Source organism: Myceligenerans pegani, assembly GCF_014892515.1.
Classification (GTDB): domain Bacteria; phylum Actinomycetota; class Actinomycetes; order Actinomycetales; family Cellulomonadaceae; genus Myceligenerans; species Myceligenerans pegani.
Genome location: NZ_JADBGR010000019.1, coordinates 16142 through 40533, shown reverse-complemented (window position 1 = coordinate 40533; position 24392 = coordinate 16142). Strand labels below are relative to the sequence as shown.

Sequence of the window (24392 nt, the reverse complement as noted above, 5' to 3'; positions counted from 1 at the left end):
CATGACGGCAGCCACCGACACCACGACCACGCCCGGCGGCTCGGCCCGTACGTCGACCGCTCCCGCGCCCGCCGAGCGGGCCGCGCCGGACCCGACCGCGCCGCTCCTGCCGGTCGTGGGGCACGACACGCTCGTCCCGCTCGTCGACGGGCGGCAGGTCACCTACTCCAACCTCGACGTCGCGGCCTCCGCTCCCGCGCTGGAGTCCGTCGCGGAGCGCGTCGCCGAGACCCTGCCGCTGTACGCCAGCGTGCACCGGGGCGCGGGCTACCTCTCCCAGGTCTCCACCGCCCTGTACGAGGCGTCCCGCCGCGCCATCGGGGACTTCGTCGGTGCGCGCGCAGAGGACCTCACTCTCATCACGCGCAACACCACCGACTCGCTCAACCTGCTGGCGGGATGCGTCCCCGCCGATCCGGCCACGGGGGCACCCGGCCGGGTGCTGGTGCTCGACGTCGAGCACCACGCCAACCTCCTGCCCTGGCAGCGGCTCACCGACGCCACCGTCCTCACCGGCGGCACGACCGTCGCGGACACGCTCGCGCAGGTCCGTGACGAGCTCGCCGACGGCGCCGGCACCGGCAGGCCGTACGTGCTGCTCGCCGTCACGGGCGCGTCCAACGTGACGGGCGAGTCGCTCCCCCTCGCGGACCTGGTCGGTGCGGCCCACGAGCACGGCGCACGCATCGTGCTCGACGGCGCCCAGCTCGTCCCGCACCGCCGGATCTCGCTCGCCGACAGCGGCGTCGACTACCTCGCCTTCTCCGGGCACAAGACCTACGCGCCCTACGGCGCCGGCGCCCTGATCGGCCGCCGTGACTGGCTCGACGCGGGCACTCCCTACCTCGCCGGCGGCGGTGCCGTCCGGCGGGTGCGTACCGGCGAGACCGACTGGCACGACGGGCCCGCGCGGCACGAGGCGGGTTCACCGAACGTGATCGGGGCCGTCGCGCTGGCCGCCGCGTGCGAGGCGCTCGCCGCCCTGGACCCCGACCTGGTTCGTGCGCACGAGGGCGCGCTGCGCCGTCGCCTCGTGAGCGGCCTGGAGTCGATCGACCGGGTGTCGGTGGTGCGGGTGTGGGACGACGCCGTCGACCCGGTCGGGGTGGTGACCTTCACGGTGGCGGGGTACGACCCCGGTCTCGTCGCGGCCTACCTGTCGGCCGAGCACGGGATCGGCGTGCGCGACGGGCGGTTCTGCGCGCACCCGCTGCTCGGACGTCTCGGGTTCGACGCCGGGGCCGTGCGCGCCTCGGTCGGTGTCGGAACCGCCGGCGAGGAGGTCGAGCGGCTCGTCGCGGCGGTGCGTACGCTGGTCACCGACGGGCCGCAGGCACAGTACGACGTCGTCGACGGGCTCTGGGTCGTGGTCGACGACCCGCGGCCGGTGCCCGAGGGGTCCGGCCTGGCCGGGCTGCTCGCCACGGCGGCCGCCGGCTACCTGGCGGACGTCGCCGTCTGCCTGCCCGATGAGGTCTGACCTGCGAGGTCCGACCTGCGGCGTCATCTGACATATCACTTTTGATTTCCCTCCACCACATTTCCTGAACGCGCGCCATACCGCCCACAGGGATACCTTCGTGACGTGCCGGAACTGTCCGGGGATAAACGTGCCCGGCACGGCGAGAATCATCTCGAAGGGGGAAGGGGAAACACCACATGGACTGGATGGCAGGTCTCACCAATGCCTGGAACTCGATCGCAAGCTTCGTCCCGAAGCTTCTCGTGTTCCTGGTCATTCTCTTTATCGGCTGGATCATCGCGAAGGCGGTCGCACGCTTCGTCGGCATGATCCTGAACCGAATCGGCTTCACGAAACTGCTCGACAAGGCGGGTGCCGGGCGGTTGCTCGCCGGCTCCGGGGTCGAGCCGATCTCGCTGCTCACGAAGATCATCTACTACTTCATCCTGCTCATCGTGCTGCAGCTCGCGCTCAGTGCGTTCGGGCCCACCAATCCCGTCAGCCAGATCGTCAACGAGATCGTCGGCTGGCTGCCGCAGCTCGTCGTCGCGATCGTCATCGTCGTCATTGCGGGCGCGATCGCGAACGCCGTCAGGGACCTGCTCACATCGACCATGGGCGGCGTCTCCTACGGCCCGCTGGTGGCGAAGGTCGCCTGGGTCGGGATCCTTTTCCTGGGCATTGTCGCCGCCCTGAACCAGGTCGGTATCGCGGTGTCGGTGACGACGTCGGTGCTCACCGCGGTTCTGGCGACGATCGCCGGAATCCTGATCGTCGGTGTCGGAGGCGGCCTCATCGGCCCGATGCGGACGAAGTGGGAGGGCTGGCTCGCCGGGATCGGCGCGCCCGGCGGCCCGGGTGGTGCTGCCCAGAGCGGTGCGGGGCAGCAGTCGGCCGGTGGCACCTACGCCCCGCCGAGCAACGGCTGAATCGCGACATCGGCCCCGGCACACGGTCGGGCCCCGCACTCCGACGGCGGAGTGCGGGGCCTCTCCTTGTTGCTGCGCCCGCCGGCGCCCCGTCCGTCTGCTCGGGAATACCACGGCGGAGGCGGCGCGCAATCGCCTGAGGTCTCGTGGCGGTAACCCGCCATGGCGTATCCTCGCCGCATCCTCGGTGCATCGATTACTGCTGGAGGGTTGAGAATGTTCGGCAACGTGCTCGGCCTGTCGCAAGCACAGGCGCTCGCCTACCGCGAGCTCGTCCGCTCGCCCTCGCTCGACGCGAGCGAGCTGGCCCGGCGGATGGGCGTCGACCCCGGCGAGGCCTACGCGGTGCTGCAGGTCCTCGAGGAGCACGGGCTTGCCGCGCGGCAGGGTACCGACGACTCGCGATTCCAGGCGGCGCCCCCGGAGATCGCGCTCGGTGCGATCCTCTCGCGCCGGACCGAGGAACTGCGGTCCGCGCAGCTCGAGATGCTCGACCTGGAGGAGGAGTACCGCCGGTCCGCCGACCTGCGCCCGGCGAGCGACATCGTCGACCTGGTGCGCGGCTCCGACGCCGTGCTGCAGCGCATCCTGCAGCTCCAGGCGGGCGCGCACGAGACCGTCGAGACCTTCCTCCGGCCTCCCGTGCTGGTGATGGGCACCGAGGAGAACACCGCCGAGGACGACGCCGTCGAACGCGGCGTGCGCTACCGGGCCGTGATGGACCGGTCGATGCTCGACGAGGGCCTCCTGACGGTCGAGGCCGCGGTCGAGGCCGTCCGCGCGGGCGAGGAGGTCCGCATCGCCGACGACGTCCCGATCAAGGCGTTCGTCATCGACCGGCGGCTCGCCATCGTCCCGGTGCAGAGCCAGCTGCGGCCCGACGACGAGGTCGACACCGTCTCCGCGCTGATCATCCATGAGAGCGGGCTGCTCGACGGGATCATCGCGCTCTTCGAGGCGTTCTGGCGGGACGCGGTGCCGCTGCGGGTGCAGTCCGAAGGCGTCCACGGCGAGCTGGACGACCTCGACCTGAAGATCCTCGGCCTCATGCTCTCCGGCCTGACCGACCAGGCTGTGGCCAAGCATCTGGAGCTGGGTCTTCGCACGGTTCAGCGGCGCGTCAAGTCGATGATGGACACGGCCGGCGTGGCGACGCGCATCCAGCTGGGCTGGCACGCGGCCCGCAAGGGGTGGCTCTGAACGCCGAAGCCGTCCCTCGCGGGCCGCGTGGGGGTCAGCGTGGGGTCAGGCCTTTGCGCCGGTCTTGCGGAGGGACTTCTCCGACCTCGGGGCCTTTCCGCTGGCTGCGAGATCGCGGTAGTACTGTCTCGCCTCGTCCTGGCGCAGCCGCTCCGAGCCGTCGGCGATCGGCGCCCGGAGGTGGCGCGGGCCGTAGCCGAACGCGTCGACGAGGTCCACCGCGTGCGGGCGGATCTGCTTGAGCAGGTGGTGGATCGTCGTCGTCACGGCCTTGGCGCGCGACACCGACAGCCGCCCGCCCACGAGGTACCAGTCGAGGTTGCGCTCGATCACGGTCAGGCCGTAGACGTCACGCACCGTCGTCATGATCGCGCGGGTGCCGACGTCCTCGATCTCGTCGAGCGCCTTGGTGAAGGCGTCCCAGCGGAACAGTTCGGCCCACGCGATCGACGAGGTGATCAGCTCGACCTGGTTGTCGTCGAAGATCTCCTGCGCCTTGGCCGGGTCCTTCGTCCCCAGCGCGGGCCGCAGGCCCATCGCCACCGAGTTCACGAGGCCGTCCACGCGCTCCTGCAGCAGCGCTCGCTGGGTCCTGGCGTCGAGCAGGTTGCTCGCCGCCCGCGCGCCGCCGCCGTCGGCCACGTTCTGGCCGAGCTTCCGCAGCGGCGCCTTGTGCAGCAGCGTGTCCTTCAGCCGTCCGGCCACGATGCCCGCCATGCCGGCGGGGGACTTGGCGGCCCTGGCCAGCCGCTTGCCGTGGTCGCCCACCAGCCGCTTCGCGGCGAGCTGCAGGAGGATGTGGTTGTCGCCCTCGAACGTGGTGTAGACATCGAGGTCCGCCCGCATCGACGTGAAGCGGTTCTCCGACAGGTAGCCGGCCCCGCCGCACGCCTGGCGGCACGTCTGCAGCGTGTCCATGGCGAACCAGGTCGACGTCGCCTTGAGCGCGGCGGCCGTCGTCTCCAGGTCCTCGCGGTTCTCCGGGGTGTCCGTCGCACCCGAGAACACGCCGTCGAAGAGTTCCAGCAGCTCCTCGTGCGCGAACGAGATCGCGTACGTCTCCGCGATGCGCGGGAGGAGCCGCTTGCGGTGCATCGCGTAGTCGAGCAGCGTGATCTCCTCCTGGCCGTCGCCGGCCGCGAACTGTCGGCGCTCGTCGGCGTACTTCGTGGCGATCGCCAGGCCGACCTTCGCGGCGACCGACGCCGACCCGTCCAGGGTCACGCGACCCTGCACCAGGGCGCCGAGCATCGTGAAGAAGCGGCGTCCCGGGCTGTCGATCGACGACGTGTACGTGCCGTCCGCGGCGACCTCGCCGTAGCGGGCCAGCAGGTCCCGGCGCGGGATCCGCACGTCGGTGAAGTGCAGCTTGCCGTTGTCGATGCCGTTGAGGCCACCCTTGTGGCCGTCGTCCTCGCCGCCGACGCCGGGCAGGAACTCGAGCGTCTCCGGGTCCCGGATCGGCACGTAGAAGCAGTGCACGCCGTGGTTCACGCCGTTCGTGATCAGCTGGGCGAACACGGTCGCGGCCACGCCGTGCCGCGCCGCGTTCCCGAGGTACTGCTTCCACGCCCCCCGGAACGGGGTGTTGATGACGAACTCCTCGGTCCCCGGGTCGTACGTCGCCGTCGTACCGACCGACGCGACGTCCGAACCGTGCCCGGTCTCCGTCATCGCGAAGGCGCCCGGGACCGACAGGTCCATCGCCCCCGGCAGCAGGCGGTCCTGCTGCTCCTCGGTGCCGAGGTGCAGGATGGCGGCCGCGAACAGGCCCCACTGCACGCCCGACTTGATCTGCAGCGACGGGTCGGCGACGAAGAGCTCCTCGCAGCCCACCAGGTTGCCGCCGGCGTCGTCGTTGCCGCCGAGGCGCTCGGGGAAGGCACGCCATACCTGGCCGTGCTCGTCCCGCGCCATGAACTTCATGGTCTCGAGGGTGCGCTCGCGATGTTCCTCCTTCGAGATCCCGTCGATCTTCCAGATCTCCTCGCGTTCGGCGACGAGACGGCGGGCGTTGGAACGCACCTCCTTCCAGCGCCCGAGCAGGAGGTGCTCCAGTTCGGCGACGTTCACGCGCGGACCGTCCGACGCCGTCGAGGCGCCGCGGGCCGGTTCGTTCCTGCGGTCCTGGGTGGCGGTGCGCGGCGCGGCGGTCGGCACGGCCAGTGTCGTCGTCGGAGGTTCGGAGGTGGTCGTCATCGGTTCTCCTCGAGGGTCGGCGGCTGGTAGCCGCGAGGTTGAGGCGGGTGCGGGAGGTCAGGCGGTGGTCGCCGCGGCGGGTTCGTCGGGATGCAGGACGCCGACGGGCCCCGTCCAGAGCCACAGGCTCACGCGCTCGGTGAGCTGCTCGCGGGTCACGGACTGCCCGGCGACGCGGTGACCGAGCCACCACTCGCCGGCACCCCGGACGAAGCCGACGGCGCCGGCCGCCCAGGCGGCGGCGTCCTCGGGCGTGACGTCGGCCGCCTGGGCGAACGGCTCCGCGACGAGCTCGATCACCGACTCCAGGTAGGCACCCAGCGGCGCGTCCGACGAGCCGACCGGCGAGGCCGTGGCCTGGGTGTCCCGCCCGCCGGGCTGCTCCACGGGCGAGACCGGGTCGTTGCCGCCGATCGACGTCCGGGTCACGAACCAGTACACGTTCGGCGAGTGTTCGATCATCTCGAGGTAGACGCGGACCATGGCGCGCAGCGCCCCCTCGGGGGTGGCGGCCCCGTGCGCGGCCTCCTGCAGCGTGTCGTGCATCTGAGCGACGACGGCCTCGGCCACGGCGAGGCGCAGCCCCGCCTTGTCGTCGAAATAGCGGTACACGATCGACTTCGACGTTCCCGCCTCTGCGGCGATCTCGTCCATGGATACCGTAGGACCTAGGCGGTGCACGGCCTTCCGGGCTGCGCGCACGAGTTCTGCCCGGCGCGCGGTGCGGTGGTCCGCCCAGCGAGTCGATCGTCCGTCCACGCCGACGCTCATCGATTTTCTCCTTCACGGGCCGTCGCTCTTGTGCTCCGCCTCACGAGACTGACAGTATCAGGTACTGTGAGTCTCGGACACCGTCCACGTTGACATCCGCCCAAGAACTTCCCAAACGACGTGAAGGACCTGACGAAATGGCCTCTTCCATTCCCACCACTCGAGAGGCCGTCATCATCGGCGGCAACCGCATCCCGTTCGCCCGGGCCGGCAAGAAGTACGTCCGCACCAGCAACCAGGACATGTTCACCGCCGCACTCGAGGGGCTGGTGGCCCGCTTCGGCCTGCAGGGCGAGCTCCTGGGCGAGGTGGTCGGTGGCGCCGTGCTGAAGAACAGCCGCGACTTCAACCTGATCCGGGAGAGCGTGCTCGGCTCGTCCCTCGCTCCCGCCACGCCCGCGTACGACCTGCAGCAGGCCTGCGGCACGGGCCTGGAGGCCGCGATCGCGGTCACCAACAAGATCAAGCTCGGCCAGATCGAGTCCGCCGTCGCAGGCGGGACCGACACGATCTCCGACGCGCCGATCGCCGTCGGCGACAAGCTGCGCCGTGCCCTGCTCCAGGCGAACCACGCGCGCAGCACCGGCGACCGCATCAAGGCGCTGCTTCCCGTGCTGGGCCACCCGAAGTGGCTCGCACCCGAGACACCGGACACGGGCGAGCCGCGCACCGGCCTCTCGATGGGCGAGCACCAGGCCATCACCACCGCGAAGTGGGGCATCACCCGCGAGGCGCAGGACGAGATCGCCCTGCGGTCGCACCAGAACCTGTACCGCGCCTGGGAAGAGGGCTTCTTCGACGACCTCGTGACCCCGTTCCGGGGCCTGTCCCGCGACGACAACCTGCGCGGCGACACCTCGGCCGAGAAGCTCGCGAAGCTCAAGCCGGTCTTCGGCCGCGGGCTCACGGGCGACGACGGCGCACCGCTGCCGGCCACGATGACCGCCGGCAACTCCACCCCGCTGACCGACGGCGCCTCCGCGGTGCTGTTCGGCTCGCGGGACTGGGCCGAGGAACGCAACCTGCCCGTGCTCGCGAAGTTCGTCGACGCGGAGACCGCCGGCGTCGATTTCGTGCACGGCCACGAAGGGCTGCTCATGGCGCCGGCCGCCGCCGTTCCCCGCCTCCTGGCGCGCCACGGCCTCACGCTCGAGGACATCGACTTCTTCGAGATCCACGAGGCGTTCGCCGCAACCGTCCTCACCACCCTCGCCGCCTGGGAGGACGAGGACTACTGCCGCGACGAGCTCGGCCTGCCCGGGGCGTTCGGCAAGGTCGACCGCAGCAGGCTGAACGTGAACGGCTCCTCGCTCGCGGCCGGGCACCCCTTCGCCGCGACCGGCGGACGCATCGTCGCCACGGCCGCGAAGCTGGTGCACGCGAAGGCCGCCGAGACCGGCAAGCCGGCCCGCGCCCTGATCTCCGTGTGCGCGGCGGGCGGACTGGGTGTCACGGCGCTCGTCGAGTCCGCCTGAGCGGATCCGGCCTCCGCGTATCTGACCGGCCTCACCAGCACTTCCGACCACCACGATCCAAGAGGGCACCGTGACCGACAGCTACACCCGTTTCGCCAACGGCGGCTTCAAGCCGCTCGTCAAGAAGCTCGGGCTGCCCCAGCCCGCGATCCTTCGCCGGCATCAGGCCGGCAGCCCGCTGACCGTCGGCCCGGTGCTGGTGGTGTCCGACGACGCCTCGGCATCCGACGCCGACGCCGTCACCAAGGTCCTCACCGGCTGGGACATCGACGTACGCCGCTCTCCGGAACTCGCCGAGCGCGAGAAGTTCGGCGCCGTCGTGCTCGTGCTCTCGGCGGTGGAACACCCCGAGGACGTCTCCGGCGCGGCCCTCGCCCTGGGCGGGACCCTGCGCGGGCTCGCCGGCAACGGCCGCGTCGTCACCCTCTCCCGCGCCCCGGAGACCGGCGACGCACCCACGCTCGCGGCGGCCCGCGCGGGCGTGGAGGGCTTCGTCCGCTCGCTCGGCAAGGAACTCCGCGGGGGCTCGACCGCGAACGGCGTCCAGCTGACCGGGGGCGCCGCCGTCGACTCGATCTCCGTGATCGCCACGCTGCGCTTCTTCCTCTCCGCGAAGTCGGCGTACGTCGACGGCCAGATCCTCCCGGTCGGACCCTGCGACGGCCCCGGTGAGATCGACTGGGACCGGCCGCTCGCCGGCAGGGTCGCGGTCGTGACCGGCGCGGCGCGCGGCATCGGCGCCGCGATCGCGAGGACGATGGCGCGCGACGGCGCGAAGGTCGTCGTCGTCGACGTGCCGCCCGCGGGGGAGGCGTTGTCGGCGGTCGCCAACTCGGTGCACGGCGTCGCGCTCCAGCTCGACGTCACCGCCGCCGACGCCGCCGACAAGATCCTGGCCGCCGCGAAGCCGCTCGGCGGGCTCGACATCCTGGTCCACAACGCCGGCATCACCCGCGACAAGCTGCTCGCCAACATGAAGGCGGACCGCTGGGACTCCGTCATCGCCGTCAACCTCGCCTCGCAACTGCGGATCAACGCCCGGCTCCTGGAGGCGGGTGTCGAGGGGCTGCGGATCGTCTCCCTGGCGTCGACGTCGGGCATCGCCGGCAACAAGGGCCAGACCAACTACGCCTACTCGAAGGCGGGCGTCATCGGTCACACCGCGGCCACGGCGCCGCTCGTCGCCGCCACGGGTGGCACCGCGAACGCGGTCGCGCCAGGCTTCATCGAGACGGAGATGACCGCGAGGATTCCGTTCGCGACGCGCTCGGTGGCGCGGATGCTGCCCTCCTTGGCGCAGGGCGGTGAGCCGGTCGACATCGCGGAGGCGATCTGCTTCCTCGCGTCCGACGCGGCGGCCGGGATCAACGGCCGGACGCTGCGCGTCTGCGGTCAGCACATGGTGGGCAAGTGACCGCGGTGGTCGGGGCCGACGAGGTGAGATCCGCGCCGAGGGCCGGGGCGCCGTCGTCCTACACCGTCACCGACCTGGGCGTGGTGCCGCCGCTCGGCGGGCTGTACGTGAAGGGCGCGATGGGCTCCGTGACGAAGCGTCCGCGAGCCGGCGTCGTCCTCCCGCGGGTCGTGTACCGCGTGGCGGACGTCGACACCACGGGCGTGGCCGCCCACCTGGCCGACTACCAGGGCGTGGTGGGGGAGCCGGTGTCGGACGTGCTGCCGGCCGGATTCCTGCACGTCCTCACGTTCCCGCTGGCGACCGCGGTCATGGTGCGCCCCGACTTCCCGCTGGGGCTGCTCGGCATGGTGCACCTGCGCAACACGGCCCGCGTGTTCCGCCCGGTGGGGGTGGGCGACCGGCTGGAGATCCGGGCCTGGGCCGAGCATGCGCGCGCCCACCGGCGGGGCGTGCAGGTCGACCTGGTGGCGGAGGCCTTCGCGGGGGGCGTGCCGGTGTACCGGGGGGTCTCGACGTACCTCGCGAAGGGCTTCTCGGTGCGGGACGGTGCGAGCACGCCGTCGGAGTGGGCGGGACCGGACCGCGCGGCGTCGGAGGGGGCGCTGCCTGGGCGGGAGGTGCCGGACGGGGCGATGCCGGACCGAGCGGCCGACGGCGCGGGCCGACCCGCGTCACGCGCCCCCTGGGTGCCGCCGCTGCCCACGGCGCGCTGGCGCCTCCCCAGGAGCATCGGCCCCGAGTACGGCGCGGTCTCCGGTGACCGGAACCCGATCCACATGTCCGCGCTCGGGGCGAAGGCCTTCGGATTCCCGCGTGCGATCGCCCACGGGATGTACACGGCGGCGCGTGCCCTGGCCGAGGTGGGGCCGGCCCGGCGCGGTGACGCGTACGAGTGGACCGCCGAGTTCTTCAAGCCGGTGCTGCTGCCCGGCTCGGTCGACGTGGCGATCCGGTACGCGTCGGACGCCGGCGCCGGCGCCGCCCCTGCTGTTGGCCCGGAGGGCGGCTTCGTCTACGACGCCTGGCGTGCGGGCCGGACGACCCGTCATCTGACGGGCACCGTCACGCCGCTGTGAGGCTCCGCTGTCAGGCCGCGCTCGGGATCGAGCGGTCCTGATCGAGCGGCAGCAGCGCCGGCACCGGCGCTGGGGCCGTCTCCGGAGCCGTCTCCGAGGTGCTGCCGGACGCCGGGGCGGCATCGAGCGCGTCATCGGCCTCGTCGTCCAGCTCGATCGTCGGGCGGACGACGGGGCCGCCGAGGGTCACCGGTGCCATCGCGGGCTCGGGCTCGGGCGCTGCGAGGGCGACGACGGTCGCTCCTCCCACGCCGAGGATCAGCGCGCCGATGGCGAGCATCCACTGGCCGTAGGCGAGCGTCAGGCCGAGGAGCACGCCACAGCCGATCGCGACGATCGTTCCCAGGGCGAATACACGAGTCATGGGGAGCCTCCCTGCCGAGGTTCTGCCGTGCTGGTGCTGGTGGCCCCTGCACGGGGCTCCCACGTGGTCTGGGGACGCGGGGGTAGTGCTTGCCACGACCCGGGGGCCGTACAAGGATCAGCCGGGGGTTGCTGACAACGTCCGTTCGGTGCCGCGACGCCCTCTGCCGACGCCCGCACCACTTCCAGGAAACCTGATGACGGCTCGGCTCGCACGCCGAACGGAGACGTGCTACGTCACGATCCCATTACGGCCCGGTGTCGCCTTGTGATCGTCGTTCGATATCGGACACCCGCGTCCCGCGGTCACGACTCCGTCGGATTGCAGCGTGCCGCGATGGTCCCGAACATCCCGACGTCGGGACGCCACGGCTCCAGGTTCCACGACGCCTTGTCGGGGGCGCCCAGGTGGTGGCAGGCGAGCTGGTCACGCATCCCGTCGCTGCCCGCCTCGGGTTCCGCGGCGGCGAGCTGGGCGGCGAGCAGCTCGAGCGTCGCCTCCCCGCCGTCGCGTACCCAGGGTTCGGGGACGACGGCGAGTGAGAGGCCGCCCTCGCCCACCCGCTCGGCCCAGGTCGCGGAGTCGAGCGCGTCGTCGCCGAGCACGAGGGCGACGGTGCCCGACGGCGAGTCGTCGGGGCGCTTCGTCCTGTCGTGCCCCTCGGGCGTGAGCGCGGCGACGGGGATGCCGTCGCGAAGCACGGTGACGCTCTCGTCGCCGTGCTCGACGACGTCCGCCCCGGGCGTTCCGGTCGAGTACGCGCGAGACCCCGACGCCGTGACACGACGGGTGCCGTCGGGCCGAGGCTCCCCGATCGTGATCTCGGTGGCCGCGATCTCCAGGACGACGCCCGCCACGGTGACGGTCGAACGCTCCCGGGGCGCGGGGGTCGGCGTCCGCGCGGTGTCTCCGCCGTCCCCGTCGTCCGGGGGCGGCGATGCCGTCGTCCGGGTGGGCGACGTCGGGGTCGCCGGTCCGGTGGTGTCGCCGCCGATTTCCGCGCGGGACGCGACGAGCGCGGCCAGGACGAGCGCGGCGACCGCGACGACGAGGACGTGTGAGGCTCGCACGACGCCATTCTCCCGGACGTGCGGTGGCGCCGCCCGAGGGTCAGGGCTATTGTTGGAACACACGTTCGAATCGGGGTTCGAGGAGGGTCACCACATGGTCGGTAGTGCAACCACCAGCAGATCGGTCGTGACGAGCGGTGCGGTCACGGCGGGGCCGGAGCGGGACGGGTTCGGGTCGCTGGCCGAGGCGATCGACGCGGTCGCGGCGGTGGACGCCCTGCTCGCGTCCCTCGCGGCCTCGCGTGCGGTGCTGATGAGCGAACTCGGGGAGTGGGCGAGCACGCACGTCGGGGAGATCCTTCCCGGCTCGGTCGGTGACGGCGACGCGGCGGCCGCGGAGGCCGAGGATCTCGCCGCGGGAATCGTGGCGGACCGACTCGCGGAGATCCTGCGCGTGTCACCGGACGCGGCGGCGGGTCTCGTCGAGGAGTCCCGCGCGCTGGTGCGCCGGCACCCGCGAACCCTCGCGGCGCTGAGGGGCGGCAAGATCTCCTACGGGCACGCGCAGACGATCCTGGGGTACACCTACGGGCTGCATCGCGGCGGGCGCGCCGCGCTGGAGACGCGGCTGCTGCGGCACGCGCGGACGGCCACGGTGGCCGAGCTGAGCCTGATCGCCCGCACGGAGCGGGAGCGCCGGCTGCGGGCGCCGAGGCGCCGCGCCGCCAGGGCGGACTCGGTGCGTCAGCGGCGCCAGATGTCGTCCCACGCCGGGGGCTCGCCGGCCTGCACGTAGGGCCGGGGGTCCTCGCGCGGCGCGGGGGTGGTCGCCATGTGCTGCCCGGTCATGGGCGGGGCGTCGTACGCGTCCTGCGGGGCGTAGTGCGGGAACGTCCCGGTGTCCGCGACGTGATGGGCCCCGGTCTCGGCCGGGACGTGGTGACCGTACGGCCCGGTGATCGCGAACGAGCCCGTCGGCGGATGCGGCTCGGCGTAGGCCGGGTGCGCCGTATCGACGCGGACGGGAGGTGCGGCCACGACCCAGCGCGTCGACGATGCCTGCGGCTGCGGGACGGAGTTCACGGGCGCCTGCCGAAGCTGCTCATGCATGGTCCCGGCCCAGTTGAGCGCGAGGCTGAAGCGCATCGTCGTGAGGTTGTCCACCGTCATCTCGCCGCCGAGCGCGGGATGCGGATTGAAGGTGAAGACGTCCTTGCGCCCGAGGCGCATGCCGCGCTGCTCGGCGTCCCGGACGATATCGTCCATGAGGTAGGTGGCACGGCCCTCGGGCGCCTCGAGCTCCGCGTACATGTCCACCGCCGTGGTCCAGCGGAGCTCCAGCGTTCCCTCCATCGTGTCCAGGAACCACCAGCCCTCGAGGGACTCGAGGAAGACGTCGCCGAAGCAGGTGGTGAAGCGAGGGGTCTTGCCGCTGATACCCAGCCATCGCCAGGAGGCCAGTCCGAAACGGAAGGCATCCTTGGCAAAAGTGCGAAGCATCTGCATGGGCGCATCAAACCACTTTGTGGTATGGATGCGAAACCCCCTGGCCACGATGGGTTTTCTATGCCACGGCGAGGTGCATAAATGCGGCATATCCGGCATGTGCGGTCGAAGGAGGGTCGGCTGTGGCACGCGCGACAGCGTGACCTTGGTCGATGAGCTGGGTCACAGTTCGAGCCGGGGGTTCCGTGCCCGCCGCTCCTCCGCCGTCGTCGTTCGGTCCCATGGTCTCCGACCTGCAGAGTCGCGTCGCACCGGCCCGATCGGGCGCCCCCCGTCGCGCGGCGGATAGACTGTGCGCGCGCCTCCCGCGCAACGTTCCCGCGCAGCCGTTGCTCTGCGCTCCCCCACTGCACGCGAGGGATACATGACCGCGCCCGCGTCTCAGGCCGCCCGCCCCGTTCTCGACACGGTCGAGAATGCGAAGGCCACGCCCGACGAGGTCCAGCCGTTCGGCGAGCTGGGTCTGAAGCAGGACGAGTACCAGCGCATCCGCGACATCCTCGGCCGCCGTCCCACGGCCGCCGAGCTCGCGATGTACTCGGTGATGTGGAGCGAGCACTGCTCCTACAAGTCGTCGAAGGTGCACCTGCGCAAGTTCGGCGAACGCGTCACCGAGGAGATGAAGCGGAATCTCCTCGTCGGCATCGGGGAGAACGCCGGCGTCGTCGACATCGGCGACGGCTGGGCGGTGACCTTCAAGGTCGAGTCCCACAACCACCCGTCGTTCGTGGAGCCGTACCAGGGCGCTGCGACCGGCGTCGGCGGCATCGTGCGCGACATCATCTCGATGGGAGCACGGCCGGTCGCCGTCATGGACCAGCTCCGGTTCGGTGACGTCGAGCACCCGGACACCGGGCGCGTCGTGCACGGCGTGGTGAGCGGCATCGGCGGCTACGGAAATTCGCTCGGCCTGCCCAACGTGGGCGGCGAACTCGTCTTCGACGGCTCCTACCAGGGCAACCCGCTGGTCAACGCGCTCTGCCTCGGCGTGCTGCGCCACGAGGACATCCACCTTGCCAACGCGTCCGGCAAGGGCAACAAGGTGGTCCTCTTCGGCGCCCGGACGGGCGGTGACGGAATCGGCGGCGCCTCGATCCTCGCCAGTGAGACCTTCGAGGACGGCGTCCCCGCGAAGCGACCGTCCGTCCAGGTGGGCGACCCCTTCATGGAGAAGGTGCTGATCGAGTGCTGCCTCGAGCTGTTCGGGGCGAAGGTCGTCGAGGGCATCCAGGACCTCGGCGCCGCGGGCATCTCGTGCGCCACCAGCGAGCTCGCCTCGAACGGCGACGGCGGCATGCACGTCGACCTCGACGACGTCCTCCTGCGCGACCCCACGCTCAACGCGGGTGAGATCCTCATGTCGGAGTCCCAGGAGCGCATGATGGCCGTGGTCCGACCCGACAAGCTGGACGAGTTCCTCGCCATCACGAGCAAGTGGGACGTGGAGACCGCCGTCATCGGCGAGGTCAACGACAGCGGCCGGCTGACCATCGACCACCACGGGCAGCGCATCGTCGACGTCGACCCGACGACCGTGGCCCACGAAGGCCCCGTCTACGACCGGCCGTACGCCCGCCCGGAGTGGCAGGACGCACTCAACGCCGCCGGGAACCTCGCCGTCGGCCTCGCCCGTCCTCGCTCGGGTGACGAACTGCGGGAGACCGCACTGCGTCTGCTCGGCTCCCCGAACCTCGCCTCCAAGGCCTGGGTGACCGACCAGTACGACCGGTTCGTCCAGGGCAACACCGCACTGGCCCAGCCCGACGACGGCGGCGTCGTCCGCGTCGACGAGGCCACCGGCCTCGGCGTGGCGCTCGCCACGGACGCGAACGGCCGCTACGGCAAACTCGACCCGCGCACCGGGGCGGCGCTGGCCCTCGCGGAGGCGTACCGGAACGTCGCCACCGTCGGCGCCGAACCGCTCGCCGTCACCGACTGCCTGAACTTCGGGTCGCCGGAGCATCCCGACTCCATGTGGCAGCTCGTGGAGGCGATCGAAGGCCTCGCGGACGCCTGCCAGGTGCTCGGCGTGCCCGTCACCGGCGGCAACGTCTCCCTGTACAACGGCACGGGCGAGCCCGGGCAGATCGACTCGGCGATCCACCCGACCCCCGTCGTGGGCGTGCTCGGCGTGCTCGACGACGTGCGTACCGCGCTGCCCTCGGGCTGGCGCGCCGAAGGACTCTCGGTCATCCTGCTCGGCACCACACGGGACGAGCTGGACGGCTCCGCGTGGGCCGACGTCGTGCACGGACATCTCGGCGGGCTGCCGCCGCAGGTGGACCTCGAGGCCGAGCGGGCGCTCGCGGCGCTGCTCGTCGCGGCGCGCAAGGACGAGCTCGAGGTGGCCGCCCACGACCTGTCGGAAGGCGGGCTCGCGCAGGCGGTGCTCGAGGCGTCGCTGCGGTTCGGCGTCGGTGCCAGGATCGCGCTCGAGGGTGTGACCGGGCGCGACAAGGTCGACCCGTTCGTGGCGCTGTTCAGCGAGTCGACCGCGCGCGTGCTGGTCGCGGTGACCCAGGATCACGAGGGTGACCTGATCCACCTCGCCGACGAGTACGGCGTGCCGGCCCTGCGGCTCGGGGTGACGGGTGGTGACTCGGTGGAGGTCGAGGGACACTTCGAGATCCCCCTGGACGAGGCGCGGGAGACGCACGAAGGCACGCTTCCGAGGATCTTCGGCTGACCCACCCGCCGATAAGTCGCGAGTTTCGCCACACGCTGTAGTTTCGGCAGCATGCCGAACCGTCAGATGCGCCTCGCGCCCGCCACGCCGGACAGCGTGGTCGGCGCCCTCGCCGCGCTGCGCGCCGAGATCGGGCTTCCGCCGATGTTTCCCGCCGACGTCCTCGACGAGTCGCGTTCCGTCGCGGAGCGCGCGGTCGCGCCGGACCCGAACGGTGCCGACGGCGTCGCCCGCCAGGACCGTCGCGACATCGAGCTGGTCACCATCGATCCGCCCGGCTCGCTCGACCTCGACCAGGCAGTCCACGTCGCGCAGTCGGGGGACGGCTACCTCGTGCGGTACGCCATCGCGGATCTCGGTGCCTTCGTGGAGCCCGGCGGCCCGCTCGACACCGAGGTGCATCGCCGCGGGCTCACGGTCTACGGCCCGGACACGAGCACGCCATTGCACCCGAAACTGCTCTCCGAGGGGGCGGCCAGCCTGCTGCCGGACGAGGACCGGCCCGCCGCCCTGTGGACCGTCGGGCTCGACTCGCGAGGGGAGATCACGTCGGCGACCGTCGTGCGCGCGGTGGTCCGGAGCCGGGTGCGGCTGACGTATGCGGAAGCACAGGCTTCCCTGGACGACGGCACGGCGAGCGAGTCGTTGCAGCTCCTCGCCGACGTCGGGCGCCTGCGTCAGGATCTCGAGCGCGAGCGGGGCGGGGTCTCGCTGGACGTGCCCGAGCAGGTGGTGGAGCGCGGTGAGGACGGCTCGTTCACGCTCGGATTCCGTCGTACCCTGCCCGTCGAGGCCTGGAACGCACAGATCTCGCTGCTCACGGGGATGGCCGCGGCGACGATGATGCGCGAGGCGGGCGTGGGGATCCTGCGTACCCTCCCCCCGGCCGACGAGCGTGCCCTCGCGCGGCTGCGGCGGACGGCGGGGGCCCTGGAGATCGACTGGCCCGATGCGATGCCGTACGCGGAGCTGATCCGGTCGCTCGAGTCGCGGATTCCTCAGCACGCGGCGTTCCTCAACGAGGCCACGACCCTGTTCCGGGGCGCCGGCTACGTGGCGTTCGGCCATCCGGCGGAGGACGGCTCGGGCGACACCCCCGTCCCCGCAGACACGCGGCACCACGCGCTCGCCACCGACTACGCGCACGTGACCGCGCCGCTGCGACGGCTCGTGGACCGCTACACGACCGAGACGTGCCTCGCCCTGGCCGCGGGTGACCCGGTGCCCGACTGGGTGCTGACCGCACTCGGTTCCCTGCCGCGGGAGATGTCCGAGGCCGGCCGACGTGCGGCGGAGTTCGAGCGTGCCGTCGTCGAGATCGTCGAGGCGACGCTCCTCGACGATCGGGTCGGTGAGGAGTTCGACGGCGTGATCGTGGACGTCGACGACGAACGGGGCACGGTCGTCCTGCCCGAGCCGGCGGTCCGGGCCACCGTCGTCGGCCCCGGTCTGCCGCTCGGGGAAGCGGTCCGGGTGAAGCTCGTGCGGGCCGACGTCGAGGCGCACCGGGTCGAGTTCGCTCTCGTGGGTGATGGCGCCGACAGCGGCGGTTCCGCCGGTGGCGCGGGCCAGGTCGCGGCGGCACAGGCCGAGCCCATCAGGCCCGCGGAGTGGGGCGTGCCGGCCGAACCTGCTCGGACGGAAGAGCCGGCCCGGACGGAAGAGCCGGCCGAGCCGGCGGACGAGCCCGCCGCGACGGCCGGGGCCGCGTCGTCCGAGCTGCCGGAGGTGTCCGAGCTGCGCGAGGGCGGCGTCCCGGCGGCCGGAGGCGGCCAGGTGCCCCTGCCCCGGGAGTGGACCCGCACGCACTGAGTCGCCGGCGTGGCCGCAGGCGTCGCCGACATCGGTGGCGTCAGCGCACCACGATCGTCGACAGGACCGCGCGGTGGTCGGCGCCCGGCACGATCCGTGACCGGACGTCGGCCACCCCCATCGAACTCTCCACGACGACATGGTCGACGGCGATCAGCGCCGGGATCTGCGTGTCCAGCACGGGAAGGGTCTTGCCCTCGGGCCAGGTGCGCTCGAGTCCCGCGCCCGTCTCCCGCCAGGCATCGCGGAAGCGGTCGCCGAGGACGTCGCGGAAGGACGCGTGGTCGTGGGTCGCGTTGAAGTCCCCGAGCATGATCTGGGCCATCGTGTCCGAACGGGCCACCTGACGGATCTCGCGCAGTTCCCGTTTCCAGGTGGCGATGTTCCCCGGCATCGGGGGAACGGGATGGATGTTACGGATCCGCACGTCCAGGCCGCCGGCGTCCACCACCGCCGAGGGCATCGCGAAGGTCGAGGACTCGCCACCCTCCTGCTCCGTGAGTTCGAGCGCCGAGTAGAGGCCGCTGCCCGCCGGGCTGCCGGTCTCGACCTTGCCGGTCACCTGATGGGGCAGCAACTCACCGAGCCCCGCGTCGGCAAGGGCCTCGCCGAACTCCGGCGTGAGCTCCTGGACCGCGAGGATCTCCACCCCCTCCGCCCGGACGGTCTCGACGATCCACTCGGCGTTCGCGGAACCGTACAGCACGTTGACCGTCATCACCCGGAGCGTCCCCGCGTCGCGAGGATCTGCGGCGAAGGCCTGCCGTTCCCCAGGGATGAAGGCCGACGCCACGACGTAGCCGCCCAGGGTCACGCAGACGACCAGGACGACCGCCAGCACGTATCGCCGGCCCATGACGGCGAGCACGAGCAGCGGAACGGCGACGAGCACGGCGTACGGGAAGAACGGCACCAGCTGAGCGACGGGGGTGATGCCGTCGTCGGGCAGCGCGCGTGAGCCGAGGACCGCCAGGACGGGGATCGCACAGAGCCATACGAGCCAGGTGACGATCCGCTGCCCGCGGCCCGGGCCGTCCCGCCGGTCGCCGTCGTACTCCTCGCCGTCGCGGTTCCTGTCGCCCGGGCCGCCGTACCCCGGTCGGCGCGGCTCCGGGAACGCCGGCGGCGCGTACGCGTCGCTGTGGTGGGTCATTCGCGAAGAGTGCCACAACTTTCCCGAGGGGTCGCGACCTCTATGCTTGCCCCATGCCATCCCGCCGTCGTACGGATCCCGTGACCGGTCGAGCCGCGCTCGTGGCGTGGGCAGAGGGGTCGGCCGAGCGCCGTGACGTCACGACGGCGGTACGGTTCACGCTCGAGGAACTGGCCGACGTCGCCCCGGGCAATGCCGTCGAGGTGCGTGTCCCGCCGGCCGGAGCGGTGCAGGCGGTGGCGGGTCCCCGCCACACGCGGGGCACGCCGCCGAACGTGGTCGAGACCGATCCCGAGACGTGGCTCGGGCTCGTCACAGGGCGCGTGAACTGGGAAGATGCCGTCGCCGACGGGCGTGTCGCGGCCTCCGGGGAGCGTTCGGACCTCTCGGGGCTCGTACCGCTGCGGCTCCGGGTGAGCTGACGCGAAACCGCCTGGCGCGTGTGGATGTCGGTGACCCCCACTACTCTCACGGGTGCGCGATCGAAGCGGTGTTCGCTCGGCGGGCGGGGCGGTTTTATCCCCGCCGTAACCGGTGGTTCACGGTGTACTGGTTGGTTTGGATCCGTGTCCGTGCCTGGCAGTGTGTGCTCCTGCGACGCGACGGGCCGCGGTGGCGCCGATCGGCGTCGCGCACCACAAGGCAGTGCTGTCCCCCCGGCCGCGTAGCGGCCCTCTATTGCTGAAGGAGTCAGCGTGAGACCCAGCACGCTCCGGTCGAAGCGACCGGTCGAGCGCCGGCGGGCCCTGGCGGCCTGCCTCGCGGCCGCGCTCGTCGTTCCCACCACCGCCGTGTTCTCGGCACCCGCCCTCGCCGACGAGGAGGATGTCACGCCGATCGCGGAGATCCAGGGCACCGGCGACGCGTCCCCGATGGCCGGGCAGACCGTCACGACGCGCGGCGTCGTGACGGCCGCCTACCCGACCGGCGGGTTCAACGGCCTCTACCTCCAGACCTCCGGGACCGGCGGAGACCCGGCCGGCGATCCGACACCCGGGGCGTCGGACGGCATCTTCGTGTACTCGTCGGCGGCGGCCTCGGAGCTGTCGGTCGGAGACTCGGTCGAGGTCACGGGCGAGGTGTCCGAGTACTACGGCCTGACGGAGATCACCCCGGACTCGTGGACGGTGCTGGACGACGGCGCCGCCGTCGAGCCGCTGCGGACGGACTGGCCGGCCACGGACGCCGAACGCGAGGCCCTGGAGGGCATGCTGCTGGCGCCGCAGGGCGAGTTCACCGTCACCGACAACTACCAGACCAACTACTACGGCACGATCGGCCTGGCCGCGGGGGACTCGCCGCTGGTGCAGCCCACCTCGGTCGGCCGCCCGCTCTCGGCCGAGTACGAGGCGCAGATCGCGGACAACGCGGCCCGCGAGCTGCTGCTCGACGACGGATCCTCGTGGAACTACAACTCCGCGTCGAACAAGTCGAAGCCGCTGCCCTGGCTCACCGGGGGCGCCCCCGTACGAGTGGGCGCGCCCGTCGAGTTCACGGCGCCGGTCGTGCTCGACTACCGCTACAGCGCCTGGGGCCTCCAGCCGCAGGGCCAGCTCACGCCGGACACCGCGGACACTGTCCGGCCCGCGACGTTCGAGGACACCCGTGAGCCGGCGCCCGCCGAGGTGGGCGGTTCGCTGCAGGTCGCCACCTTCAACGTCCTGAACTACTTCACGACGACGGGCGACGAGCTGGAGGGCTGCACGTACTACACCGACCGTGCCGGCGATCCGGTCACGGTGTCGGGTGGTTGCGACGCGCGTGGCGCCGCCGAGGACGAGGACCTGGAGCGCCAGCAGGTCAAGATCGTGCGCGCGATCTCCGCGCTCGGCGCCGACGTCGTCTCGCTCGAGGAGATCGAGAACTCCCGCCACTTCCTCGGCAAGGACCGTGACCAGGCGCTCAGCGACCTCGTGGACGCGCTCAACGCGTACGACGGCGCCGGTACCTGGGCGTACACCGCGTCGCCGGCCGAGGTGCCGGCGGCGGCCGAGGACGACGTGATCCGCAACGCGTTCATCTACCGGACCGGTGCGGCCGAGCCCGTGGGCGAGTCGCACATGCTGGTCGGTGACGAGGCGTTCGGCAACGCGCGTCAGCCGCTCGCGCAGGTCTTCCAGCCGGCCGGCGGGGCAGCCGACGCGAGCGACGACGTCCTCGTGATCTCGAACCACTTCAAGTCCAAGGGATCGGTCGGACCGTGGCCCGGCGACGAGGACCAGGGCGACGGGCAGGGCAACTCGAACGAGTCCCGCGTCCGCCAGGCGACGTCGCTCGTGGCGTTCGCCGAGGAGCGCGCCGCCGCGGCGGGCACGGACAAGGTGCTGCTCGTGGGCGACTTCAACGCCTACGAGCAGGAGGACCCGATCCAGGTCATGACCGACGCCGGCTACGTCGACCTCGGGGCGGCCACCGGCGAGTACTCGTACAGCTACGGCGGGCAGGTCGGCTCGCTCGACCACGTGCTGGCCTCCCCGGGTGCGGCCGAGGTCGTGACCGGCACGGACATCTGGAACATCAACGCGTACGAGCCCGTCGCGAACGAGTACAGCCGGTACAACTACAACGCGACGATCCTGTACGACGAGTCGCCGTTCCGGTCCTCCGACCACGATCCGCTCCTGGTCGGCCTCGACCTGACCGGAGACACGTCGGAGCCCGGGACGACGACGATCGACCTGGTGGACATCAACGACTTCCACGGCCGGATCGACGGCAACACCGTCGCGTTCGCCGGGACGGTCGAGGAGATCCGCGCGGGGAACCCGGACGCGACCGCCTTCATCTCCGCGGGTGACAACATCGGCGCCTCGCTGTTCGCCTCGGCGCTGCAGCAGGACCAGCCGACGATCGACGTGCTGAACGCGCTCGAGCTGGCTGCGTCGGCGGTGGGCAACCACGAGTTCGACCAGGGGATGGACGACCTCACCGGTCGCGTCACCGAGGCGGCGGACTGGGACTACCTGGGCGCCAACGTCTACGACGAGGCCACGGGCGAGCCGGCGCTCCCGGAGTACTCGGTGCAGGAGATCGGCGGGATCGACGTCGGCTTCGTCGGCGTCGTCACCGAGGAGACGCCCACGCTCGTCACCCCGGCCGGGATCGAGGGGCTCGAGTTCGGCAACCCCGTCGAGGCGATCAACCGGGTGACCGACGAACTTCTGGACGGTGACGTCGACAACGGCGAGGCCGACCTCGTCGTGGCGATGACCCACGACGGCGCGAGCATGGGCACGCCGGACGGCGCCACGCTGGAGGAGGAGGTCGCCGCCGGCGGCCCGTTCGCGGACATGGTCCAGAACACCGATCCGCGCGTCGCCGCGATCTTCACCGGTCACACCCACAAGGAGTACGCGTGGGACGCCCCGGTGCCCGGCACCGACGGCGTCACCCGGCCGATCATCCAGACCGGCGACTACGGCGCCAACCTGGGCCACGTGACACTCACGGTCGACACCGAGACCTTCGAGGTCACGGACTACACCGCGGAGAACGTCGCCCGCACGCAGACGCCCGACGCGGAGCTGATCGCGACCTATCCGCGCGTCGCGGAGGTGGACACGATCGTCCGGGCCGCGCTCGCGGAGGCCGAGGAGATCGGCGCGCAGCCGGTCGGCGCGGTCACGGCGGACATCACCACCGCGTTCGCGGGCGGCCAGTACACGGACGGTGTCTGGACCGGTGGCAACCGTGACGACCGCGCGTCGGAGTCGGCGCTCGGGAACCTCGTCGCGAACGCGCTGCGGGACTCGCTCGCGAGCGAGGAGCGCGGCGGCGCCGACCTCGGGGTCGTGAACCCCGGCGGACTGCGCAGCGAGCTGTTCTACGCGGCCTCGGGCGCGGAGGGGGACGGCGTGGTCACGTACGCCGAGGCCAACGCCGTGCTGCCGTTCGTCAACAACCTGCACACGGTCACGCTGACCGGCGCGCAGATCGAGACGCTGCTGGAGCAGCAGTGGCAGACGGACGCGAACGGCAACCGTCCGTCCCGCCCGTACCTGGCTCTCGGGCTCTCGGACAACGTCTCGTACACGGCGTCCACCGACGACCCGAACGCCACCCCGGGCGACAACGTCTCGTCCGTCACCATCGACGGCGTCCCGGTCGACCCGGCGGCGGAGTACCGCGTCGCCACCTTCTCGTTCCTGACGTCGGGCGGCGACAACTTCCGCGTCTTCAGGGAGGGGACGGACCTGCGGGACTCGGGTCTCGTGGACCGGGAGGCCTGGATCGGGTACATCGAGTCGAACTCGCCGCTGTCCCCGTCGTTCGCGCGGTCGCACGCCGTCGTCGATGCCCTCCCGGGCACGGTCGCGGCGGGCGGCGAGGTGGCCGTGGAGCTCTCGGAGCTCGACCTCACGTCGCTCGGCGCCCCGCGGAACACGGAGGCCGAGGCCGTCCTGGCCGCCGTCGGCGAGGACGTCTCCCAGGGCACGTCGCTCGGCACGTTCCCGGTGTCCGACGGCGCCACCTCGGTCACCGCGACCGTCCCGGCCGACACGACCGCGGGCGGGTATCTGCTGCACGTCGTCGCGGAACCGTCCGGTACGAGCATCGAGGTGCCCGTCACGATCGAGGACGCCACGCCGTCGGCCCCCGAGTGGCATCCGTGGAAGCTCTACTGGTGGGGCGACCGGGTGATGTACCGGGGTCAGCTCTACGAGGCCAAGCGCCCGAACATCCACTGGTCCCCGGCCATCCGGTGGTGGGCCAACCCGTGGGCGCCTGTCGGCGGGTGATCCACGACTCGGTGGTCGATCGCCCGATGGCCGGTCACCGAGTGCCCAAGTGAGGGATCAGCGAGCCTGTGACCAGGGTGTCGAGCGGCCGGTCGTCGTGCACGACCGGCCGCTCGGCGCTGTCGGGACGCCGCTCGCTCGTGTGAGCACCGGCGCGCCAGTCGTTAGGCTGGACCCGTGAGCGACTCTCCCTCGACCGCGCCGCAGACCGGCCCGGAGCCCGAGGACCGGACCGGTGCGGACCCGCGTGCCGAGGTGCACCTGCACGACGTGGTCGACCCGGCGGACGTTCGCCGGGCACCCCGGTACGGCAGGTTCCTGATGGTCGGTGCCGTCGTGGGGATCGTGATCGGTCTGGCGCTCGGCTGGTATGCCGTCGGGACCCCGGAGGCGGCCGGGATGCTGAAGCCGGGCGTGTACGTCGCGGTGATCACGGCCTTCACCGGGACTCTCACGACGCTCGCGGCGGGGCTGCTGGCGATCCTGGCGGACCGCCGGAGCCTCCGCCGGTACGAGCGAGCCCGCTCCCGCCGCTGAGCCGCTCCACGCCACGAGACCGCTGCGAGGGTCGTGCACGTCACACACCCACCCGG

The 24392-nt window shown here is 71.9% G+C and carries 18 protein-coding genes; 12 read left to right on the top strand and 6 right to left on the bottom strand.

The features are described from left to right. Position 1 precedes the first annotated feature (1 nt). From IIE03_RS01640 to IIE03_RS01630, 3 genes are all read left to right on the top strand, one after another. On the top strand, positions 2-1480 hold the full coding sequence (locus IIE03_RS01640; protein ID WP_192860979.1) for an aminotransferase class V-fold PLP-dependent enzyme: 1479 nt from the start codon (positions 2-4) through the stop codon (positions 1478-1480). 179 nt (positions 1481-1659) lie between these two features. Continuing rightward, entirely contained in the window at positions 1660-2391 is a 732-nt protein-coding gene (locus tag IIE03_RS01635) for a mechanosensitive ion channel family protein (protein ID WP_192860978.1), read from the top strand. A 216-nt stretch (positions 2392-2607) separates the two neighbouring features. Then, a complete protein-coding gene (locus IIE03_RS01630) occupies positions 2608-3591 on the top strand; it encodes a helix-turn-helix domain-containing protein (RefSeq protein ID WP_192860977.1) in 984 nt (327 codons plus the stop codon). A 45-nt stretch (positions 3592-3636) separates the two neighbouring features. Here the strand turns inward: IIE03_RS01630 and IIE03_RS01625 are convergent, their stop codons facing one another. Both IIE03_RS01625 and IIE03_RS01620 read right to left on the bottom strand, forming a co-directional pair. Beyond that, positions 3637-5790, bottom strand: a complete 2154-nt coding sequence (locus tag IIE03_RS01625) for an acyl-CoA dehydrogenase family protein (RefSeq protein WP_192860976.1) — start codon at positions 5788-5790, stop codon at positions 3637-3639. Positions 5791-5847: 57 nt separating this feature from the next. Beyond that, complete coding sequence (locus IIE03_RS01620) at positions 5848-6561, bottom strand: TetR/AcrR family transcriptional regulator (RefSeq protein ID WP_192860975.1); 714 nt, start codon at positions 6559-6561, stop codon at positions 5848-5850. Positions 6562-6698: 137 nt separating this feature from the next. On the opposite strand from IIE03_RS01620, the gene IIE03_RS01615 reads away from it, so the two are divergent. The 3 genes from IIE03_RS01615 to IIE03_RS01605 all read left to right on the top strand — a co-directional run bounded on the left by IIE03_RS01615 (position 6699) and on the right by IIE03_RS01605 (position 10529). Then, complete coding sequence (locus IIE03_RS01615; RefSeq protein ID WP_192860974.1) at positions 6699-8036, top strand: acetyl-CoA C-acetyltransferase; 1338 nt, start codon at positions 6699-6701, stop codon at positions 8034-8036. Between the two features lie 70 nt (positions 8037-8106). After that, positions 8107-9450: a 3-oxoacyl-ACP reductase gene (locus IIE03_RS01610; protein ID WP_192860973.1), complete on the top strand. Its 1344-nt coding sequence runs from the start codon at positions 8107-8109 to the stop codon at positions 9448-9450. Further along, positions 9447-10529 carry a MaoC/PaaZ C-terminal domain-containing protein gene (locus IIE03_RS01605; RefSeq protein WP_318842739.1) on the top strand — a complete coding sequence of 361 codons (1083 nt, stop codon included), beginning with the start codon at positions 9447-9449 and terminating at the stop codon, positions 10527-10529. The genes IIE03_RS01610 and IIE03_RS01605 overlap by 4 nt, the downstream gene beginning before the upstream one ends. 10 nt (positions 10530-10539) lie before the next feature. Here the strand turns inward: IIE03_RS01605 and IIE03_RS01600 are convergent, their stop codons facing one another. Next, entirely contained in the window at positions 10540-10893 is a 354-nt protein-coding gene (locus tag IIE03_RS01600; RefSeq protein WP_192860972.1) for a hypothetical protein, read from the bottom strand. Between the two features lie 305 nt (positions 10894-11198). Beyond that, positions 11199-11963: a DUF2599 domain-containing protein gene (locus tag IIE03_RS01595; RefSeq protein WP_318842738.1), complete on the bottom strand. Its 765-nt coding sequence runs from the start codon at positions 11961-11963 to the stop codon at positions 11199-11201. Between the two features lie 94 nt (positions 11964-12057). Here IIE03_RS01595 and IIE03_RS01590 point away from each other — a divergent pair, with 94 nt between their 5' ends. Next, positions 12058-12699 carry a 13E12 repeat family protein gene (locus IIE03_RS01590; protein WP_192860971.1) on the top strand — a complete coding sequence of 214 codons (642 nt, stop codon included), beginning with the start codon at positions 12058-12060 and terminating at the stop codon, positions 12697-12699. On the opposite strand, the gene IIE03_RS01585 is transcribed toward IIE03_RS01590, so the two are convergent. After that, the gene (locus IIE03_RS01585) at positions 12648-13409 is read right to left on the bottom strand and encodes a T6SS immunity protein Tdi1 domain-containing protein (protein WP_192860970.1); all 762 of its coding nucleotides are present in this window, start codon (positions 13407-13409) and stop codon (positions 12648-12650) included. The two genes, IIE03_RS01590 and IIE03_RS01585, sit on opposite strands and share 52 nt — an antisense overlap. A gap of 364 nt (positions 13410-13773) precedes the next feature. Between IIE03_RS01585 and purL the strand changes: the two genes are divergently transcribed. Then, on the top strand, positions 13774-16095 hold the full coding sequence (gene purL / locus IIE03_RS01580) for a phosphoribosylformylglycinamidine synthase subunit PurL (RefSeq protein WP_192860969.1): 2322 nt from the start codon (positions 13774-13776) through the stop codon (positions 16093-16095). Positions 16096-16146: 51 nt separating this feature from the next. Continuing rightward, the gene (locus IIE03_RS01575; RefSeq protein ID WP_318842737.1) at positions 16147-17907 is read left to right on the top strand and encodes an RNB domain-containing ribonuclease; all 1761 of its coding nucleotides are present in this window, start codon (positions 16147-16149) and stop codon (positions 17905-17907) included. Positions 17908-17947: 40 nt separating this feature from the next. Here IIE03_RS01575 and IIE03_RS01570 read toward each other — a convergent pair whose 3' ends face one another. Then, positions 17948-19060, bottom strand: a complete 1113-nt coding sequence (locus tag IIE03_RS01570; RefSeq protein WP_192860968.1) for an endonuclease/exonuclease/phosphatase family protein — start codon at positions 19058-19060, stop codon at positions 17948-17950. 53 nt (positions 19061-19113) lie between these two features. On the opposite strand from IIE03_RS01570, the gene IIE03_RS01565 reads away from it, so the two are divergent. The 3 genes from IIE03_RS01565 (at position 19114) to IIE03_RS01555 (ending at position 24336) form a co-directional block, all read left to right on the top strand. Continuing rightward, entirely contained in the window at positions 19114-19482 is a 369-nt protein-coding gene (locus IIE03_RS01565) for a sterol carrier family protein (RefSeq protein ID WP_192860967.1), read from the top strand. A 273-nt stretch (positions 19483-19755) separates the two neighbouring features. Further along, the gene (locus IIE03_RS01560; RefSeq protein ID WP_318842736.1) at positions 19756-23799 is read left to right on the top strand and encodes an ExeM/NucH family extracellular endonuclease; all 4044 of its coding nucleotides are present in this window, start codon (positions 19756-19758) and stop codon (positions 23797-23799) included. Between the two features lie 177 nt (positions 23800-23976). Next, positions 23977-24336 (top strand): hypothetical protein, encoded by a 360-nt coding sequence (locus IIE03_RS01555; protein WP_192860966.1) that lies wholly within the window; start codon positions 23977-23979, stop codon positions 24334-24336. The last annotated feature ends 56 nt before the right edge of the window (positions 24337-24392 follow it).